At 67.6% G+C, this 18,701-nt stretch carries 14 protein-coding genes; 7 read left to right on the top strand and 7 right to left on the bottom strand.

Going from position 1 to position 18,701, the window contains the following annotated elements:
• Window positions 1–9: 9 nt before the first annotated feature.
• The 3 genes from KW835_RS23210 (at window position 10) to KW835_RS23200 (ending at window position 3,965) form a co-directional block, all read left to right on the top strand.
• The gene (locus tag KW835_RS23210; RefSeq protein ID WP_218386799.1) at window positions 10–1,572 is read left to right on the top strand and encodes a UxaA family hydrolase; all 1,563 of its coding nucleotides are present in this window, start codon (window positions 10–12) and stop codon (window positions 1,570–1,572) included.
• An 80-nt stretch (window positions 1,573–1,652) separates the two neighbouring features.
• Entirely contained in the window at window positions 1,653–3,125 is a 1,473-nt protein-coding gene (locus KW835_RS23205; RefSeq protein ID WP_218386798.1) for an NAD-dependent succinate-semialdehyde dehydrogenase, read from the top strand.
• Window positions 3,126–3,146: 21 nt separating this feature from the next.
• Complete coding sequence (locus KW835_RS23200; protein WP_218386796.1) at window positions 3,147–3,965, top strand: aldolase/citrate lyase family protein; 819 nt, start codon at window positions 3,147–3,149, stop codon at window positions 3,963–3,965.
• A gap of 68 nt (window positions 3,966–4,033) precedes the next feature.
• Here the strand turns inward: KW835_RS23200 and KW835_RS23195 are convergent, their stop codons facing one another.
• The gene (locus KW835_RS23195; protein ID WP_218386794.1) at window positions 4,034–4,636 is read right to left on the bottom strand and encodes a DJ-1/PfpI family protein; all 603 of its coding nucleotides are present in this window, start codon (window positions 4,634–4,636) and stop codon (window positions 4,034–4,036) included.
• Between the two features lie 148 nt (window positions 4,637–4,784).
• Here KW835_RS23195 and KW835_RS23190 point away from each other — a divergent pair, with 148 nt between their 5' ends.
• Window positions 4,785–6,134 carry a PLP-dependent aminotransferase family protein gene (locus KW835_RS23190; RefSeq protein WP_218386793.1) on the top strand — a complete coding sequence of 450 codons (1,350 nt, stop codon included), beginning with the start codon at window positions 4,785–4,787 and terminating at the stop codon, window positions 6,132–6,134.
• A gap of 103 nt (window positions 6,135–6,237) precedes the next feature.
• On the opposite strand, the gene pmbA is transcribed toward KW835_RS23190, so the two are convergent.
• The gene (gene pmbA, locus KW835_RS23185; protein ID WP_218386791.1) at window positions 6,238–7,671 is read right to left on the bottom strand and encodes a metalloprotease PmbA; all 1,434 of its coding nucleotides are present in this window, start codon (window positions 7,669–7,671) and stop codon (window positions 6,238–6,240) included.
• Window positions 7,672–7,735: 64 nt separating this feature from the next.
• Here pmbA and yjgA point away from each other — a divergent pair, with 64 nt between their 5' ends.
• Both yjgA and mog read left to right on the top strand, forming a co-directional pair.
• Complete coding sequence (gene yjgA, locus KW835_RS23180) at window positions 7,736–8,404, top strand: ribosome biogenesis factor YjgA (protein ID WP_218386789.1); 669 nt, start codon at window positions 7,736–7,738, stop codon at window positions 8,402–8,404.
• Window positions 8,397–9,023 carry a molybdopterin adenylyltransferase gene (gene mog, locus KW835_RS23175; protein ID WP_218386788.1) on the top strand — a complete coding sequence of 209 codons (627 nt, stop codon included), beginning with the start codon at window positions 8,397–8,399 and terminating at the stop codon, window positions 9,021–9,023. Before yjgA ends, mog begins: the two co-directional genes overlap by 8 nt.
• A 126-nt stretch (window positions 9,024–9,149) precedes the next feature.
• Here mog and cysE read toward each other — a convergent pair whose 3' ends face one another.
• Together cysE and KW835_RS23165 are read right to left on the bottom strand one after the other, a co-directional pair.
• Window positions 9,150–9,932, bottom strand: a complete 783-nt coding sequence (cysE, locus tag KW835_RS23170) for a serine O-acetyltransferase (RefSeq protein WP_218386787.1) — start codon at window positions 9,930–9,932, stop codon at window positions 9,150–9,152.
• Window positions 9,933–10,243: 311 nt separating this feature from the next.
• Entirely contained in the window at window positions 10,244–11,026 is a 783-nt protein-coding gene (locus tag KW835_RS23165) for an RNA methyltransferase (protein WP_218386785.1), read from the bottom strand.
• A gap of 184 nt (window positions 11,027–11,210) precedes the next feature.
• Here KW835_RS23165 and KW835_RS23160 point away from each other — a divergent pair, with 184 nt between their 5' ends.
• A complete protein-coding gene (locus tag KW835_RS23160) occupies window positions 11,211–12,197 on the top strand; it encodes an inositol monophosphatase family protein (RefSeq protein ID WP_255593859.1) in 987 nt (328 codons plus the stop codon).
• Between the two features lie 172 nt (window positions 12,198–12,369).
• Here KW835_RS23160 and KW835_RS23155 read toward each other — a convergent pair whose 3' ends face one another.
• The 3 genes from KW835_RS23155 to KW835_RS23145 form a co-directional block, all read right to left on the bottom strand.
• Window positions 12,370–13,500 (bottom strand): two-component system response regulator, encoded by a 1,131-nt coding sequence (locus tag KW835_RS23155; protein WP_218386783.1) that lies wholly within the window; start codon window positions 13,498–13,500, stop codon window positions 12,370–12,372.
• A 27-nt stretch (window positions 13,501–13,527) separates the two neighbouring features.
• Complete coding sequence (locus KW835_RS23150; protein ID WP_218386781.1) at window positions 13,528–18,381, bottom strand: PAS domain S-box protein; 4,854 nt, start codon at window positions 18,379–18,381, stop codon at window positions 13,528–13,530.
• Between the two features lie 147 nt (window positions 18,382–18,528).
• Window positions 18,529–18,701 (bottom strand): EAL domain-containing protein (locus tag KW835_RS23145; RefSeq protein ID WP_218386879.1); only part of this gene is annotated, 173 nt, incomplete at its 5' end.

The raw sequence follows: 18,701 nt of genomic DNA, 5'->3' as shown, positions 1-18,701 counted from the left end.
AGGCCTCCGATGAACGCCCCCACGGCCCCCACCCTGCTGCCCGGCACCACGCACAACAGCCCGCTGCTGCACCTGCACCCCCACGACAATGTGCTCGTCGCCAAGACGGCCCTGGCGCTGGGCCAGGAGATTCCCGAACTGGGTGTGCGCACCCGCGCCCAGGTGCCCGCGGGCCACAAGATCGCCGCGCGCCGCATCGCCGAGGGCGAGCAGGTGAAAAAGTACGACACCGTGATCGGCGTCGCCACGCGCGACCTGGAGCCCGGCGATTACGTGCACAGCCACAACCTCCAGCTGGTGGACTACTACCGCGACCCCGCCTTCGGCGCCGACGTGCGGCCCGTGGACTACCTGCCCGAGGACCAGCAGGCCACCTTCCAGGGCTTCGTGCGTGCCGATGGTGGCGTGGGCACCCGCAACTTCATCGGCATCCTGTCGTCGGTGAACTGCTCGGCCACGGTCATCAAGCGCATTGCCGCGCACTTCACGCCCGAGCGGCTGGCCGCATTCCCCAACGTGGACGGCGTGGCCGCGTTCGCGCAGACCAGCGGCTGCGGCATGTCATCGCCCAGCGAACATTTCGACGTGCTGCGCCGCACGCTCGCGGGCTACGCACGCCACCCCAACCTGGCCGGCGTGCTGATCGTCGGTCTGGGCTGCGAGCGCAACCAGGTCGATGCGCTCGTGGACTCGCAGGGCCTGCAGCAAGGCAAGCTCATGCGCACGCTGGTGATGCAGGAGGTGGGCGGCACCCGCGCCACCATCGCGGCGGGCATTGCCGCCATCGAATCCATGCTGCCCGATGCCAACGCCGCGCAGCGCAGCACCGTGAGTGCCAGCCACCTCAAGATCGGCCTGGAGTGCGGCGGGTCCGACGGCTTTTCGGGCATCACTGCCAACCCGGCCCTGGGCGCGGCCATGGACATCCTGGTGCGCCACGGCGGCACGGCCATCCTGAGCGAGACGCCCGAGATCCACGGCGTGGAGTTCATGCTCACCCGCCGCGCCATCACCCCCGAGGTGGGCCAGAAGCTGCTGGATCGCCTGGCCTGGTGGGAGCGTTATGCAGCGGGCCAGAACGCGCAGTTCAACGGCGTGGTGGGCCACGGCAACCAGGCCGGCGGCCTGGCCAACATCTTCGAAAAATCGCTGGGCAGCGCCATGAAGGGCGGCACCACGCCGCTGCGTGCGGTGTACGAATACGCAGAGCCCATCACCGAGCACGGCTTCGTGTTCATGGACTCCCCCGGCTACGACCCGGTGGCAGCGACGGGCCAGATCGCCAGCGGCGCGCAGCTCATCTGCTTTACCACCGGGCGCGGCTCCATGTTCGGCAGCAAGCCGGCGCCCACCATCAAGCTGGCCAGCAACACGCCGATGTTCGAGCGCCTGGAAGAGGACATGGACATCAACTGCGGCGTGGTGGTGGACGGCAAACTCACGGTGCCCGAACTGGGGCAGCAGATCTTCGAGCAGATCCTGCGCCACGCCAGCGGCGAGCAGACCAAGAGCGAAGTCCTGGGCCTGGGCGACCACGAATTCGTGCCTTGGCACCTGGGCATCGTGTCGTGATGCAGTTCAATCAAAAATCATAGCTGCCGGCGCATTACAGATAAGCGTTTGAGGCCAATTTCATTCAAATTCCAAGCACCATGCCCCTGACACTCTCCCGCACCGACCTCGTGCGCAGCGCCAACTTCATCGCCGGCCAGTGGACGGCCGCCGCGAGCACGGCCGTACTCCACGTGACCGACCCAGCCACTGGCGCCGTGATCATCGCCGTGCCGGACAGCGGCGCCGCTGAAGCACGTGCCGCGATCGAAGCGGCGCATGCCGCCTTCCCCGCCTGGCGCAAGGTGCCCGCCAAACAGCGCGCGGCCATCATCAAGCGCTGGAACGACCTGGTGCTGGCCCACCAGGACGACCTGGGCACGCTCATCTCCCTGGAACAGGGCAAGCCCCTGGCCGAAGGCAAGGGCGAGGTGGCCTACGCCGCCGGCTACATCGAGTGGTTTGCCGAAGAGGCCACGCGCATGAACGGCGAAGTCATCCCCGCACCCGTGCCTGGCCGCCGCATGTTTGCGCTCAAGGAACCCGTGGGCGTGGTGGCCGCGATCACGCCGTGGAACTTCCCGGCCGCGATGATCGCGCGCAAGATCGCCCCGGCCCTGGCTGCGGGCTGCACCGTGGTATGCAAGCCGGCGGAAGACACACCACTCACGTCGCTGGCCCTGGTGCTGCTGGCGCACGAGGCCGGGGTGCCTGCGGGCGTGCTCAACATCGTGACCGCCTCACGCGAGAAGACGCCCGAGGTGGTGGACGTGTGGCTGGGCGATGCCCGCGTGCGCAAGATCACCTTCACCGGCTCCACCCCCGTGGGAAAGCACCTGGCGCGCCGCAGCGCGGACACCTTGAAGAAGCTCTCGCTGGAGCTTGGCGGCAATGCGCCCTTCATCGTGTTCGAGGATGCAGATGTCGACGCGGCCGTGGACGGCTTCATGGCCGCCAAGTTCCGAAACGGCGGCCAGACCTGCGTGTGCCCGAACCGGGTGTTCGTGCATGCCAAGGTGCATGAAGAATTCGCGACCAAGCTGACCGCCCGCGTGAGTGCCTTGAAGGTCGGCCCGGCCAGTGACCCGGCCTCGCAGATCGGTCCCATGATCAATGACCGTGCGGTGGAGAAGATCGAGCGCCATGTGCAGGACGCCGTCGCCCGGGGCGCCAAGGTGCTCACCGGCGCAAAGCGCCTGACGGAGTTGGGCGCCACCTACTACGCCCCCACCGTGCTCACCGGTGCCGACAGCTCCATGGCCTGCGCCTGCGAAGAGACCTTCGGCCCCGTGGCGCCGCTGACGGTGTTCACCCACGAGGCCGAGGTGATCGCCGCCGCCAACGACACGCCCTTTGGACTGGCCGCGTACTTCTACAGCAACGATGCGCGCCGCATCTGGCGCGTGGCCGAGCTGCTGGAGACCGGCATCGTGGGCGTGAACGAGGGCGCGATCTCGGCCGAGGCTGCGCCGTTCGGTGGCGTCAAGGAATCGGGTTATGGGCGCGAAGGCTCCACGCACGGGCTGGAGGACTACCTGCACACCAAGTACGTGTGCCAAGGATTGCTCGACTGACTACATCACGGAACAACACACATGCCCGCACACAACCCCTTCAAGACTGCCCTGGCAGAACGCCGTTCGCAGATCGGCCTGTGGCTTTCCATGGCCGACCCCTACCTGGCCGAAGCGGCCGCGACGACCCGCTTCGACTGGCTGCTGATCGACGGCGAGCACGCGCCCAACGATGTGCGCAGCACGCTGGCCGCGCTGCAGACCGTGGCGGCGCACCCGTCCGAAGCCGTGGTGCGCGTGGTGGAGGGCAACACCGCGCTCATCAAGCAGATGCTGGACATCGGCGCCAGGACGCTGCTGGTGCCGATGGTGGACACCGCAGAACAAGCACGCGCCATCGTGTCGGCCACACGCTACCCGCCGCTGGGCGTGCGCGGCGTCGGCAGCGCCGTGGGGCGCGCATCGCAATGGAGCGCACGCACCGACTACCTGAACATCGCCGACGATGAGGTCTGCCTGCTGGTGCAGGCCGAGACCACCACGGCGCTTGCCAGCCTCGACGCCATCTGCGCCGTGGACGGCGTGCACGGCGTGTTCATCGGACCGGCCGACCTGGCCGCGTCCATGGGCCACCGGGGCAACCCCGGCCACCCAGAGGTGCAGGCCGCCATCGAAGCCGCGATGAAGACCATCATCGCCAGCGGCAAGGCCGCGGGCACGCTCACGTCCGACCCCGTGCTGGCGCAGCGCTATCTCGATCTGGGCTGCACTTTCGTGGCCGTGGGCGTGGACGTGCTGATGTTTGTGAATGCGGCCCGCAAGCTGCGGGCGCAGTTTGGCGGTGGCGGCAGTGCGACGGCCCCCGCCCCGTCACCTGCCAAGGCCGGCGCGGCCTACTGAGCCATCCGGCACAAGGCCACGGCGCATCCGCCTGCTGGGCGGGCTTCCCTGCTCGCCGGCTGTGGCGCTCAGGCCTGCAGGTACGGTCCGATGCGCCCCAGGGCATTGGCCACGTAGGCATCCTTCTCGCCCACGGGGGCCACGTAGTGCAGCGCAGCGCTCGCGGCCTCCAGCCCCTCTGACCGCGCAATGATCCAGGCCGCCAGGTAGGGCGACGCCAGGCACCCGCCCGCCGTCGCCACATTGCCCTGTGCATGGAAAGGCTGGTGGAGAACCTCCACACCCGCCGCCTGCACCCAGGGCCGGGTGGTGAGGTCCGTGCAGGCCGGCACCGTGCCAAGCAGCCCCATCCGGGCCAGCACCAGCGTGCCGGAGCACTGGGCCGCAATCAGCTGGTGCTCAGGGTCCAGCGCCAACCGGGCCATCAGCGCCGCATCGTCCACCACCTCACGCGTGCGCACACCGCTGCCCACGATGACGGCATCGGCGGTACCCGCCTCTTCCAGCAGCGACTGGGCCCGCACCGTCACGCCGTTCATCGATGTGACCTCCGGCGTGGGGCAGCACAGGCTCACGCGCCAGCCGGGGCGCTTGATGCGGTGCAGCAGCCCCAAGGCAATGAGCGAGTCGAGTTCGTTGAATCCGTCGAAGGTAAGGATGGCAATGTGCATGGCAGGTGCGCCGCAACGGGCGTGTGGTGCGGGGTTGAAGAACAGCGTCCATCGTAGGCAGGTGAACCCATACAATCAAAAAATTGTCCTGAGTACATCCCGCAGTCACCCACCACACACCACACACAACGCAAGTGCACCCCGCACCATGACGCATCCCCTGTTCCAGCCCTTGGTGGACGACCTCGCCGCGCAGATTCGCGCCGGCCGGCTGGCGCCCGGCACCCGCCTTCCCACGCACCGCCAGCTGGCGCGCCAGCACGGCATTGCGCTGACCACTGCCACGCGGGTGTATGCCGAGCTGCAGGCCCTGGGCCTGGCCAGCGGCGAGGTCGGGCGCGGCACCTTCGTGCGCGAAACCGCCGTGCCTGCGGGCCTGGCGGTGGACCAGCAGGCCGTGGCGGCAGGCGTAATGGACCTGAACTTCAACTACCCCGCGCTGCCCGGGCAGGCACGGCTGCTGGCCAGCGGCCTGCGCCGCCTGGCGGCCGGTGGCGACCTGGAGGCCTTGCTGCGCTACGCCCCCCACGGCGGCCGCCAGCACGAACGCGCGTGCGTCGCGCAGCACCTGGCCAGCGCACGCGGGCTGGTGGTGGACCCAGCCCAGGTGCTGATCGTGGACGGCGCCCAGCACGGCCTGACTGTGGCCTGCATGGCGCTGCTGCAGCCCGGCGACGTGGTGGCGGTGGACGCGCTCACCTACCCGGGCTTCAAGGCGCTGGCCGGCATGCTGCACCTCACCCTGGCGCCGCTGCCCGCCGCGGCGAATGGCACCGAGGGCCCCGACCTGGACGCGCTGCAGCGCCTGTGCGCACGCAGGCGTGTGAAAGCCATCTACACCATGCCCACCCTGCACAACCCGCTGGGCTGGGTCTGCAGCGCGCAGTGGCGGCAGGATCTGGCGGCCATCGTGCGCCAACATGGCCTGGTGGCCATCGAGGATGCGGCGTACGCCTTTCTGGCCAAGGATGCGCCAGCGCCCCTGGCCACCTTCGCCCCCGAATCCACGGTGTATGTGTCCGGCCTGTCCAAGAGCGTGGCCACCGGGCTGCGCTTCGGGTTCGCGGCCGCGCCGCAGGAGTGGGCACCGCTGCTGCAGCGCGCCATCCGCACCACCACCTGGAACACGGCCGGCGTGGTCACCGCCCTGGCCTGCGGCTGGCTGCAGGACGGTACCGTGCGCCGCCTGGAGGCAGAAAAGCGCCGCGACGCCACCACGCGGCAGGCCATCGCACGCAAGGTGCTGGCCGGGCTACCGCTGATGGGCCACCCCGCGTCGTACTTCAGCTGGCTGCCCCTGCCCGAGGGTGTGCGCGCCGACCGCGTGGCCGCCGCGCTGCTGGCGCAGGGGGTGTCTGTCTCGATGGCCGAGCCTTTCGCCGCATCGCGGCAGGTGCCGCATGCGATCCGGCTGGCCCTGGGCTCGGTGCCGCCGGACACGCTGCGCGCCGCGCTGGCGGCGGTGAAGCACGTGGTCCACGACCACACAGACCGCTGACGCGCCAGGCGCAGGCAGGGGCGAAGCCGCCAGAAAAAAGAAAGGCCCCTGCAGCTACGGGGCCTTGGATAGCGAGAAGGCCTGGATGGGCCAAGTCAGTGCATCAGCTGCCCGCGACCTTCATGCGGTTGACCAGCACCGACCCCACCGACTTGGCGCCGTAGTTGTACACATCAGCCCCCACCGCCTCGATGCCTTTGAGCATGTCCTTGAGGTTGCCCGCGATGGTGATCTCGTGCACGGGAAAGGCGATGCGGCCGTTTTCGACCCAGAAGCCGCTCGCGCCGCGCGAGTAGTCGCCCGTCACGTAGTTCACGCCCTGGCCCATGAGCTCGACCACGAACAGGCCGGTGCCCAGCTTCTTGAGCATGGCATCGAGGTCGTCGCCCGGCTGCGTCAGGCGCGAGGTCAGCGTCAGGTTGTGCGAACCACCGGCGTTGCCCGTGGTCTTCATGCCCAGCTTGCGCGCCGAGTAGCTCGACAGAAAGTAGCCCTGCACGCGTCCGCCCTGCACCACCTTGCGGGGCGCCACTCGCACGCCTTCTTCGTCGAACGGCGAGCTGCCCTTGCCGCGCAGGACGAACGGGTCCTCGGCGATGTCGATGTGCTTGGGGAACACCATCTTGCCCAACGAGTCGAGCAAGAAGCTGCTCTTGCGGTACAGCGAGCCGCCACTCACGGCCTGCACGAAGCCGCCCAGCAGGCCTGCGGCCAGCGTGGATTCGAACAGCACCGGGCACTGCGTGGTGGGGATCTTGCGGCTGCCCAGGCGGCTCAGCGCGCGCTGCGCGGCATAGCGGCCCACGGCTTCGGGCGAAGCCAGTTCGGCAGCGTCGCGCATGGAGCTGTACCAGGCGTCGCGCTGCATCTCGGCGTTGCGGCCGGGCAGCGAGGCGATCGGCGCCACCGAGAAGCTGTGGCGCGAGCTGGCATAGCCGCCCCGAAAGCCGCGCGTGTGGGCGCTGAAGAAGTGGCTTTGCTGGGCCGATACGCCAGCGCCTTCGCTGTTGGTGATGCGCCGGTGGGTCTTGAGCGCGGCGGCCTCGCATTCCATGGCCATTTTGGCGGCCTGCTCGCTGTCGATGGCCCAGGGATGGAACAGGTCCAGGTCGCGGTGGGTGTCGGTGGGCGCGATGTCGCCTTCGTCCGGCAGGCCGGCCACCGGGTCTTCCGCCGTGAAGCGGGCGATGTCGTACGCGGCCTGCACGGTCTGCTCGATGGCCTTGGTGGAGAAGTCGGACGTGCTGGCATTGCCGCGGCGGTTGCCGATGTAGACCGTGACGCCCAGCGACTTGTCGCGGTTGCGTTCCACGTTCTCCAGTTCGCCCTTGCGCACGCTGACCGACAGGCCGCAGCCCTCGGACGCCTCGGCGCCCGCGTCGGTGGCGCCCAGCTTCTTGGCGTGCGCCAGGGCGCGGTCCACCAGCTCTTCAAAGAAGGGGCGGCTGTAGCTGAAGCCCGATTCGGGGGTGCGGGGGGCGGCGGCGGAAGCGGCAGCGCCATGCGCGCGCGCGGCGCTTTGGGAGGGTTTGTTCATAGCGACGGCTATGATACTTGCCGCTGTGGCGCGCGCTGCGCCACCTCCCATTTGCCCCCACCCCATGTCACGCAAACCCAAAAAAGGCTACTTTGTGCGAGGCCAGTTCGTTGCCGAAGGCAGCGAGCTGGACATCCAGCTCAAGGCCGAACTCAAAGGCACGCCCGATGCCAGCCGCACGGATATGAAGCGCGAAAGCGACGAACTTCAGGATCTGGGCAAGGACCTGCTGGGCCTGCGCGCCGACCTGTTCAACAACGTGGGCCTGCCCGACAAGCTGGTGGATGCCATCAACGAAGCCAAGAGGATCACCAACTTCGAGGGCAAGCGCCGCCAGATGCAGTACGTTGGCAAGCTGATGCGCAAGCTCGAGCCCCATCTGGTCGACGCCGCCCGCCAGGCGCTGGAAGTGCAGCGCACCGGCTCTGCCTCCGACAAGCTGGCCCTGCACCTGGCCGAGCAATGGCGCGACCGCCTGATCGCCGACGACGGCGCCCTGCCCCAGTGGATGGACGAGCACCCCGGCACCGACACGCAGCAGCTGCGCGCACTGATCCGCCAGGCGCGCAAGGACGCGCCACCCGCCGACAAAGCCGCCGAATCACAGGGCCTTGCACCCCGCAAGGGCCGCGCCTACCGCGAGCTCTTCCAGCTGGTGCGCGAACACCTGGGCGGCGGTGCGGACGATGCCGACGACCAGGACGATGGTGGCGACGAGGACGGCAATGACTGACACCACCCCTGCCACGGGCGGCGCGCTATACGACGCCGTGCGCATCGGCATCGTCTCGGTCAGCGACCGTGCCAGCACCGGCGTCTATGAAGACAAGGGCCTGCCGGCCCTGCAGGACTGGCTGACCCGCGCCCTGCACAACCCCGTCACCTTCGAGCCGCGCCTGATCCCCGACGAGCAGAATCGCATCAGCGCCACGCTGATCGAGCTGGTGGACACCGCAGGCTGCAACCTGGTGCTGACCACCGGCGGCACCGGCCCCGCGCTGCGCGACGTGACACCCGAGGCCACGCTGGCCGTGGCGCACAAGGAAATGCCGGGTTTTGGCGAGCAGATGCGCCAGATCAGCCTGAAGTTCGTGCCCACGGCCATCCTGTCACGCCAGGTGGCGGTGATCCGCGGCCAGAGCCTGATCATCAACCTGCCCGGCCAGCCCAAGGCGATCGCCGAAACGCTGGAAGGCCTGAAGGACGCCGAAGGCGGGCAGATCGTGCCCGGCATCTTCGCGGCCGTGCCTTACTGCATCGACCTGATCGGCGGGCCGTACCTGGAAACGCGGGACGCGGTGTGCAAGGCGTTTCGGCCCAAGAGCGCAGTGCGGGCCCCCCGCACGGCCTGAGCGCCCTCGCCCGATCAATCAAGGTAAAAATAGCTGCTAGCGCTTGATGAACAAGCGCTAGCAGCTATATTTTTTATAGCTAACGGCCTTTACCGCTGCCGCAGAGCTTGCGCACGCAAAGCCCGCCTACTTGCCCACCAGTTCGTTGAGCTTGCCCGCCTGAAACTGCTCCTGGATCGCCGCATCGCAGGGCACGCAGTCCTTGGCCTGGTGGGATGCCGCAGACAGCTTTTCGATGGCCTGCCACAAGAGCGCGATCTGGTGCTCCTGCGACGAGGCGTTGTCGATCAGGCCGCGCATGGCCTGCGACAGCGGATCATCCTCTTGGGTGATGCCGTAGGCCGTGAACTTGCGGGGTTGCTGAGGCTCGGTCACGTCCGCGCTCTCGCCCGCCTTGGAGGGGATGATGCGCGCCGGAATGCCCACCGCCGTGGCGCCGGCTGGCACGGGCTTGATGACCACGGCGTTGCTGCCGATCTTGGCGCCATCGCCCACCTCAAAGCCCCCCAGCACCTTGGCGCCCGCGCTCACCACCACGTCGCGGCCTAGCGTGGGGTGGCGCTTGGCGCCCTTGTACAGCGATGTGCCGCCCAGGGTCACGCCCTGGTAGATGGTGCAGCCGTCGCCGATCTCGGCGGTCTCGCCCACCACCACGCCCATGGCGTGGTCGAAGAACACGCGCTCGCCGATCCTGGCGCCGGGGTGGATCTCGATGCCGGTGAACCAGCGCGCAAAGTGCGAAATGAAGCGCCCCGGCCACTTGAGGCCGTTGTTCCAGCACCAGTGCGCGGGCCGGTGCAGCCAGATCGCGTGCAGGCCCGGATAACAGGTGATCACCTCCCACGTGCTGCGCGCGGCAGGATCGCGGTCGAGGATGCACTGGATATCGGAACGCAGGCGGGCGAACATCGGTTGCTTCGTTTCTTTTGGTTATGTGTTGAGAACGTGTCTACGGTCTTTTGAGGGCCGCGTTGGAGCGCAATCGGGATGAGTGGATGCTTCGGCTGCGCCGCATGGGCTCATGCCCATGCAAGCAGCCGGGGCGTCCAATCGCCCGATTTCGCTCCAACCCTTCGGGCAAGCGTATTGTCGGGCGGTCTGCGGCGTTGCGGCGCTTGTGGATAGCTGAGCTATCCACTGCGCACCGCGCCTAGCACCCCATCCCGACAATACACTTGCGCGGCCCTCAAAAGACCGTAGACACGTTCTAACTGCACAGTCTATCGTTTTGACTGACTCGCCTCGATCATGGCTTTGGCGACACCTCGCAGGATGTGGATTTCTTCAGGGGCCAGCTGCGCGCGGTTGAAAAGCTGGTTAAGGCGGGGCATGAGCTTCTTGGGCGCGGCCGGGTCCAGAAAGCCGATGGCGGTGAGCGCCTGCTCCCAGTGGGCGAGCATGCCGGCTACATGGGCGGCATCCGCCAGTTCGCGCGCGGGAGTGGCGTCCTGCACTGCAAATCCGCCCAGCGCCATGCGCCACTCGTAGGCGATGACCTGGATGGCCGCGCCCAGGTTGAGCGAGCCGAAACCGGGGTTGGTGGGGATGGAAAGCGCCACATGACAGCGGTAGACGTCTTCGTTGGCCATGCCGAAGCGTTCGGACCCGAAAAGAAAGGCCACGCCGGTCTGCCCCCCGGCTTTCGATGCCAGATCGGCCTCTGGCGCTTGCTGGCCGTGCGCGGGCAGCTCACATTTCAATAGCGCTTCGAAATGGGGCCGGGGTGCCGCCGTGGGCGGCCCGAAGTCGCGCGGCGTCATGGCCGTGGCGCACAGGTGGCTGATGCCGTCGAGCGCCTCGTCGAGCGTGGCGACGATGCGCGCGTTGTTCAGCACGTCCAGGGCGCCGCTGGCGCGCTGGATGGTCTCCTCGCGCCGCAGCACGTTGGCCCAGCGGGGCGCGACCAGCACCAGATCATCGAACCCCATGGTCTTCATGGCGCGGGCGGCGGCGCCCACATTGCCGGCGTGGCTGGTATTGATCAGGACAAAACGGGTCTTCATGGGGCAGGAATGGGTCGGGGCGCAGCGGCGGGGGAAAAGCCGTGCGTTAGGCAAAAAAAGGCGGTGCGGGTAAAATCCCGCCCTCATTGTCGCCGCCCGCATCGCCGGGACGGGCCGATCCGCTCATGATTCGCAGGCTGCCGCCGCCGTTTTGGCCCGGGCGCCCTGCTCACCACCACAATCTATGTCGTCCAATCTGCACCCCATGCTCAACGTGGCCATCAAGGCTGCACGCGCCGCCGGCGCCATCATCAACCGCGCGGCCCTGGACGTGGAATCGGTGCGGATCTCGCAAAAGCAGATCAACGACTTCGTGACCGAGGTGGACCACGCGTCCGAGAAGATCATCATCGAGACGCTGCTCACGGCCTACCCTGGCCACGGCATCCTGGCCGAAGAGTCCGGCAAGGAATACGGCGCCAAGGATTCGGAGTTCGTCTGGATCATCGACCCGCTGGACGGCACCACCAACTTCATCCACGGCTTCCCGGTGTACTGCATCAGCATCGCGCTGGCCGTCAAGGGCAAGGTCGAGCAGGCCGTCGTGTACGACCCCACCCGCAACGACCTGTTCACGGCCACCAAGGGCCGCGGCGCCTACCTGAACGAACGCCGCATCCGCGTGAGCAAGCGCACCCAGCTCAAGGACTGCCTCATCTCCACCGGCTTCCCCTTCCGCCCGGGCGACAACTTCAAGAGCTACCTGAACATGATGGCCGACGTGATGCAGCGCACCGCCGGCCTGCGCCGCCCCGGCGCCGCCGCGCTGGACCTGGCCTATGTGGCCGCCGGCTTCACCGACGGCTTCTTCGAGACCGGCCTGTCGATCTGGGACGTGGCTGCCGGCTCGCTGCTGGTCACCGAGGCCGGCGGCCTGGTGGGCAATTTCACGGGCGAAGCGGACTTTCTGGAGCAGCGCGAGTGCCTGGCCGGCAACCCGCGCATCTACGGCCAGCTGGTGCCCATCCTGGGCAAGTACAGCAAGTTCGCGAGCGCTGGCGACAAGGCGTCAGTGCGCCAGGCGGCGTCTGCGGACGGCGGCAGCGGCGCCGATCCGGTCGATGGGCAAGAGCCTGCCGAAGCGCTGGACGCTGGCGATGATGGCCAGGACAACCACGCAAGCCACGACGCCAAGAATAGCGGCAGCAAGAGCGAAGACGCGCCCTTCTGACCCCGCGACGCGCGAGCTGAGCCGTTCGGGCTGAGCCTGTCGAAGCCTTGCGCAGCGCTTCGACAGGCTCAGCGTGAACGGTTTTCTTGGGGTTTTCGAGCACGCCCCTTCCCGGTGCCTCGCGTTTGCTGCCCCGCGCGCTTGTCGCCTTTGCGGCCTCTCCCAACCAGCTTCAAGACGGATCCGGATACTTCTGCGCGATATTGCGGAAGTCTTCCGCGATGTCCACGAAAGCATCCACCATGTCCGGGTCGAAATGCGTGCCCTTGCCGCGCACGATGGTGCTGCAGGCCTGGTCGTGCGAAAAGGCGGGCTTGTAGACCCGCTTGCTGATGAGCGCGTCGTACACGTCAGCCACGGCCATGAGGCGGGCCGATACCGGGATATCTTCGCCCTTGAGGCCCTCTGGATAGCCCGAGCCATCCCACTTCTCCTGGTGGCTGTAGGCGATCTCCTTGGACACGCTCAGGAAGGCCACGCGCATGCCGAGGCGGCGCTCGGCTTCGTCGATGGCGTTGCGGCCCAGCGTGGTGTGGGTCTTCATGATCTCGAACTCTTCCACCGTGAGCTTGCCGGGCTTGAGCAGGATGGCGTCCGGGATGCCTATCTTGCCGATGTCGTGCAGCGGAGCCGACTTGTAGAGCAGCTCGATCATGCGGTCGGTGAGAGCGTGCTCGAAGCGGGGATGATGGCGCAGCCGCTCGGCCAGGGCCTTCATGTACAGCTGCGTGCGGCGAATGTGATTGCCGGTCTCGTTGTCGCGCGTTTCGGCCAGCGAGGTCATGGCCATGATGGTCACGTCCTGGATGGCCTGCACTTCCAGCGTGCGCATGGCCACCTCGCGCTCCAGGTAGGAGCTCTTGTCGCGCAGGAAGTCCGCCGTGGCCTTCAGGGCCAGGTGCGTGTTCACCCGCGCCAGCAGGATGGGCGGGCTGATGGGCTTGGTGATGTAGTCCACGGCGCCCAGCGCCAGGCCCATGCGCTCGTCGTTGGGGTCCGAGCGCGCGGTCAGGAAGATCACAGGGATGTCGCGTGTCGCGGGCGATGCCTTCAGGCGGCGGCACACCTCGTAGCCGTCGATCTCCGGCATCATGATGTCCAGCAGGATCAGGTCGGGTGGCGTGCCCGACTGGGCGATCTTCAGCGCCTTCTCGCCGTGGTTGGCCACCTTCACCAGGTAGTGCTCGCGCAGCAGGCTTCCCATCAGGGTGAGGTTGTCGGGCGTGTCATCCACCACCAGCACCGTGGCGATCGGCTTATCGACGAGTGCGGATTGCTGGGGGGCAAAGGGCGCGTTGTCCATGGAGTCGGGTCCTGCGTAGTGCTCTGCTCACGGTGCGTGGGCAGCGGGGTGTTCGGAGCCTGGCACTGCGGCCATGGCCCCCAAGGCCTGCTCGAAGTCGAAATTGAGGGTGTGGGCCTCCACCTGCGCAAAGGCCTGCCCCAACGCCGATTTCAGCGCAGAACCATTGTGTTGGAAAAACTCGGGCGCTGCAGGGTCATCTTGTTCCAGCAGGGCTCGCAAATTTTGTAGGGCGTCCGCCGCTGACAGCGCCCCTGCCGCGCCCACGGCCTGTACCGCCGCACCCGCGGGAGGCACGGTGGCCTGCTGCGCCCAGCCTTGCAGGGCCTGCAGCAGCGGCTGCAGCGCCGTGGCCAGTGGCACCAGCAGTCCGGCCACGGCGTCTCCCCGCCGCCCGCTGCGCAGTGCCTGCTCCAGCAACTGGGCCTGGTCTGCGACGCCCTGGGCGCCGATGTTGGCCGCCACGGAACGCAGCGTGTGCGCCAGCCGCTCGGCCAGTACGGCGTCCTCCGTGGCCAGTGCCTGCTGTATGTCCTCCAGCACGGTGCCCTGGCCCTGCGCGAACCGGCGCAGCATTTCGGCGTACAGCCCCGGCTTGCCCAGGGCGCGCTGCAGACCCAGCGCGGTGTCCAGGCCGCCCACCAGGGGCGGTGCGGGAAGCGCCGCATCGGCGGTCTGTGGCGCGCCCCACTCCTCGGCCCCGTCGGTCGCGGCGGACGTGGCGGGTGCGGGCAGCGCCTTGCCCAGGCCGGGCCGGGGCCGTATCCAGCGGGTGAGAGCAGCCCACAGCGCCGCAGGCTCGATGGGTTTGGCCACGTGGTCGTTCATGCCGGCGGCAAAGCACCGCTGGCGGTCGGCCTCCATGGCATTGGCAGTCATCGCCACGATGGGCAGGCTGGCAAAACGCGGGTTGCTGCGCAGTTGCCGCGTAGCGGTTTCACCGTCCATGACGGGCATCTGCATGTCCATGAGCACCACGTCGTACGCCTTGCGCTCGATGCAATGGATGGCAGCCTGGCCGTTTTCTGCCACATCCACCGCAAAGCCCGCCTCCTGCAGCAACTCGACGGCCACCATCTGGTTGAGTTCGTTGTCCTCCACCAGCAGCACCCAGGCCCCGCGGATCGCCAGCGGCAGTTCCTCGGCGGCCGGCGCCGGGGTGACCAGGCGGCGGGCGCTGTAGGTGGAGTGCTCCTGCCGTTGCATCAGCGTATCGAACAGCAGTGATGCGTTGACCGGCTTGATGAGCACGGTCTCGATGCCCTGCGAGCGCGCTGCGCGCATGACGTCCTCGCGGCCGTAGGCGGTGATCATCAGCATCTTGGGCACCTCCGCCATGCCCAGCGCTCGGATGTGGCCCGCAAGCTCCACCCCATCCATGCCCGGCATATGCCAGTCCAGCAACAGCAGGCCGAACGGCCGGCGCTGTGCCATCGACTCACGCAGACGCTCCAGCGCCTCCAGCCCGGAATGCGCCTGGTCCACCTCGAAGCCCATGGCCAGCAACATGTCGGACAGCACCGTGGCGGCTGTCTGGTTGTCGTCCACCACCAGCACGCGGCGGCCGCGCAGGTCCGGCGGGGGCAGCAACACGCGGGCCGGCGCTCCCCGCTCCAGCGGCAACGACACCCAGAACGTGGAGCCCTTGCCGAACGTGCTTTCGGCACCCACCTCGCCGCCCATCAACTCGGCCAGGCTTTTGGAGATGGCCAGGCCCAGGCCCGTGCCTCCGTAGCGGCGGGTGGTGGATGTATCGGCCTGCTGAAAACTCTGGAACAGCAGCCCCATCTGCTCGGGTGTGAGGCCGATGCCGGTGTCGCGCACCTCAAAGCGCAGCATGACCCGGTTGCCCGCCGCCTCCAGAAGGCGCACGGCAATGCTGATCTCGCCAGCGTCGGTGAACTTGATGGCGTTGTTGGCGAAATTGATGAGGATCTGCCCCAGGCGCAGAGAGTCGCCCACCAGATTGGGTGGAACGTCGGACGCCACGTCGCACACCAGCTCCAGCCCTTTGGCGCCGGCCTTGTAGCCCACCACGTCCGAGACGCTCTCGAGCATGCGGTCGAGCACGAAGGGCTGCTTTTCCACCGTCAGCTTGCCCGCCTCGATCTTGGAAAAATCCAGAATGTCGTTGATCACGCCCAAGAGGTGCTGGCCCGCCTGCTGGATCTTGCTCACGTAGTCGTGCTGGCGCGGGGACAGGCCCGACTTGAGCGCCAGGTGCGACATGCCGATGATCGCGTTCATGGGCGTGCGGATCTCGTGGCTCATGTTGGCCAGGAAGTTGGACTTGAGCGCGGTGGATTCCTCGGCCAGCTCCTTGGCGCGGCGAAGGTCCTCTTCGGCGCGCTGCCGATCGGTGATGTCCACGAACGTACCGATGGCGCCCCCGGGCGAGCCGTCAGGCCGCGAGAAGCCGTGCAGCCAGAACAGCGTGTGGTGGATCTTGCCGTCTGCGTACGGCATATCCACCTCCTTGTGGACCGATTGCACGCCGTGCAGCGCCTCCCTCGCATCGTCGTCGAACTGGGAGCGCTCGCTCTCCGGCAGGAAGGTCAGGTCCATCACGGTCTTGCCGATCAGCGTCTCGCGGTCCACACCGAACGACTGCTCGTAGGCCCGGTTGAAGCCGATGTAGCGGCCGTCCGCGCCCTTGTAGAACAGCGGGACCGGGATGGCGTCGATGAGCGCCTGCTGGAAGTCGAGCTGCTCGGCCACCTGAGCCTCCAGCAGCTTCTGTTCATGGATGTCCACGTTGACGCCCACCACCCGCACCGCCTGGCCCGCCGCATCACGGAAGATGCGCGCCGCCGACAGGAACCATCGCACTTCGCCGTCTGGCCTCACGATGCGCCAGGAGTCGCGCAGGTGCGTATCGCCACTCGCGATGCACTGTCCGAAATGGGCCAGGGCCCGGTCGCGGTCCTCAGGGTGCAGGCGCTCGATCCAGTCGCTGCGGTTGCGCAGCCGGTCGCTGGGCGGCAGGCCGAGCATGGAGACGAGCTTCTCGCTCCACAGGACCTGATCATTCACCAGGTCGATGTCGAACACGCCGATCTTGCCGGCCTCCTGCGCCATCTCCAGACGGTCGCGGGCCTGCTGCACGGCCACCTCGGCAAGCCGCTGCTCGCTCACGTCCTCGATCACCCAGATGGAGGCCGTCTTGAAACCTTCCATCTGCAGGCTGCGCCCCGCCAGCCGCGCCTCGAAGCTGCTGCCATCCAGACGGCTCAGGGTGGCGGTTTCGCGCAACGCCTCGCCCGCCGCCAGACCAGGTCCCACCCGGGCAAAGAAATGCTCGGCAGCGGCCGGCGTTCCGAAAAGCCGTGACATGCCCAAGCCCAGCAGTTCCGTGGCATCCCCCCCCATGAGCTCCACGAACGAGGGGTTGAACTGGCGGAAGTGGCCATCGCACACCAGCACAATGGGCGGCGCATTGTCGAAGATGGCGGTCTGCTGCTCCAGCAGTTCGTTGAGAAGGCGTTCGCGCCGTTCCAGCTCCTTGTGAGACTGTATGCGCTCGGAGACGTCTTCATGCAGTCCCACGATGCCGATGCGCTTGCCGTTCTCGTCGAGCACGGGCGACAGCGTGGCTTCGTCATGGTAGGTGCTGCCATCGCGGCGGCGGTTCACGAAGTGGCCCTGCCACGACCTGCCAGAGAGCAGCGAGGACCACATCGCCTGGTAGGTTTGCGGGGGCGTCTGCCCGCTGGCCACGATGGAGGGCTTCTTGCCGCGCACCTCGGCCAGCGAATAGCCCGTGTTGCGCTCGTACTGCGTGTTGACCCAGTCGATGCGGCCCTCCCCGTCGGTGATCACCACCGACACCGGGCTACTCTGCAACGCGGCGCCCAGCAGCCGGAATCGCTCCAGCGCCGCCGTCACGCGTGCACGGCTGCGCAGCAAGTCAAGCAGCAGCAGGCCCAGCAGGAACAGCAGCACGAACGTGGCTCCACCCACCTGCATGCGCTGCGTGGGCGTCATCAGCGCACTGATATCGTCGAGCACGACCAGTTGCCACGGACCGCCCGGGTCCTTCCAGTCAAGGCTGCTGCGGCCCAGGGCATAGGTCACGCCGTTGAGGAATACTTCTTTCGAATCCGGCGAAAAAGGCAGTGCCGACGCCACGCCGTTCTCAAAGAGATGGCCGAACTGGCGCGTCGCGCGGATCGCATCGATGCGCGCCTGCGTGAGCGGCGGTGCCACAGCGAACTGCCACTCCGGACGTGTGGACGAAAACGCCACGCCTTGCGGGGACAGCAGCACGGAAGGTAACTCGGAGCGCCTGAGCAGTTCGTCCACCGCCTCGAAGCCCACCTTGAACATCACCACGCCGATGATGGAACTGGCCGGCGTATCGCGGTCGTACAGAGGCGCCGCGTAGTACAGGCCCCGCTCCTGCGAATTGCTGCCGATGGCGGCATAGACGCTCAGCGCCCCTTCGGCCGCCTGCTGGAAATACGGGCGAAACGCCAGATTGATTCCGGTGGAACGGGGGCCTGCGGTCTCGTGCGCCACCACCGTGCCATCGACCGACATGACGTACACGCCATGCACGAGGAACCGGCCCCGGGCCACGCCCAACCGTGCGAGCGCTTCGGGGTGGTCGGGTGGGAGCTTGCCCGTGGCCATGTCCTTGAGCAGCGGCTCGCTCAGGCCCAGGAGCGACACCGCCCCGAGCATGCTGCCGCCGGTGGTCTGGCTGATCAGCAGGTCTGCGGTTTGCTGCAGTTGGCGGGAACGGTCTTCCTCACGCTCGCCCGCGCGCCAGTGCACCACGCCCTGCACCACCAGCCACGCGCCGACCATCGCCAGCGCCGCCACCAGGGCCAGGCCCCGCTTGCCGGGGGCATTGCTATCGAGCACCTTGTCCAGGAACATGCCGACACCTCCGCCCGCGCGCTTCACACCGAACCCCTGGCCGCTGGAGGATGCATTGGACGGCCCACGCCTGGCACACACCAAGTGCCATCGGGCCAGACCTGCCGCGCGGTGCCGCGCCATCGTCGTGGCGCACAGCGCCCTGATTCAGCGTGTGGCAAACAAAAAGGCATCGATGTCCTCCACCGGTCCAGGCCGCCCAAACAGATATCCCTGGAACCCCTCGCAGCCATGCAGCCGCAAAAAGCTCAGCTGCCCCGTCGTCTCCACCCCCTCGGCCACCACGTCCAGGTCCAGGCTCCGCGCCAGCGCCAATATCG

The sequence above is a fragment of the Acidovorax sp. sic0104 genome (assembly GCF_019219095.1).
Lineage (GTDB): Bacteria > Pseudomonadota > Gammaproteobacteria > Burkholderiales > Burkholderiaceae_C > Acidovorax.
Note: the sequence above shows the minus strand (reverse complement) of the source record. Positions and strands in the feature narration are given on the sequence as shown.

Excerpts from the sequence above, each read along its gene's own strand:
- KW835_RS23205 (WP_218386798.1), top strand. The coding sequence starts at position 1,653 with ATGCCCCTGACACTCTCCCGCACCGACCTCGTGCGCAGCGCCAACTTC.
- KW835_RS23155 (WP_218386783.1), bottom strand. The coding sequence starts at position 13,500 with ATGGACAACGCGCCCTTTGCCCCCCAGCAATCCGCACTCGTCGATAAG.
- KW835_RS23195 (WP_218386794.1), bottom strand. The coding sequence starts at position 4,636 with ATGCACATTGCCATCCTTACCTTCGACGGATTCAACGAACTCGACTCG.
- KW835_RS23160 (WP_255593859.1), top strand. The coding sequence starts at position 11,211 with ATGTCGTCCAATCTGCACCCCATGCTCAACGTGGCCATCAAGGCTGCA.
- pmbA (WP_218386791.1), bottom strand. The coding sequence starts at position 7,671 with ATGAACAAACCCTCCCAAAGCGCCGCGCGCGCGCATGGCGCTGCCGCT.
- KW835_RS23190 (WP_218386793.1), top strand. The coding sequence starts at position 4,785 with ATGACGCATCCCCTGTTCCAGCCCTTGGTGGACGACCTCGCCGCGCAG.
- yjgA (WP_218386789.1), top strand. The coding sequence starts at position 7,736 with ATGTCACGCAAACCCAAAAAAGGCTACTTTGTGCGAGGCCAGTTCGTT.
- KW835_RS23200 (WP_218386796.1), top strand. The coding sequence starts at position 3,147 with ATGCCCGCACACAACCCCTTCAAGACTGCCCTGGCAGAACGCCGTTCG.
- KW835_RS23210 (WP_218386799.1), top strand. The coding sequence starts at position 10 with ATGAACGCCCCCACGGCCCCCACCCTGCTGCCCGGCACCACGCACAAC.
- cysE (WP_218386787.1), bottom strand. The coding sequence starts at position 9,932 with ATGTTCGCCCGCCTGCGTTCCGATATCCAGTGCATCCTCGACCGCGAT.
- mog (WP_218386788.1), top strand. The coding sequence starts at position 8,397 with ATGACTGACACCACCCCTGCCACGGGCGGCGCGCTATACGACGCCGTG.
- KW835_RS23165 (WP_218386785.1), bottom strand. The coding sequence starts at position 11,026 with ATGAAGACCCGTTTTGTCCTGATCAATACCAGCCACGCCGGCAATGTG.
- KW835_RS23150 (WP_218386781.1), bottom strand. The coding sequence starts at position 18,381 with ATGTTCCTGGACAAGGTGCTCGATAGCAATGCCCCCGGCAAGCGGGGC.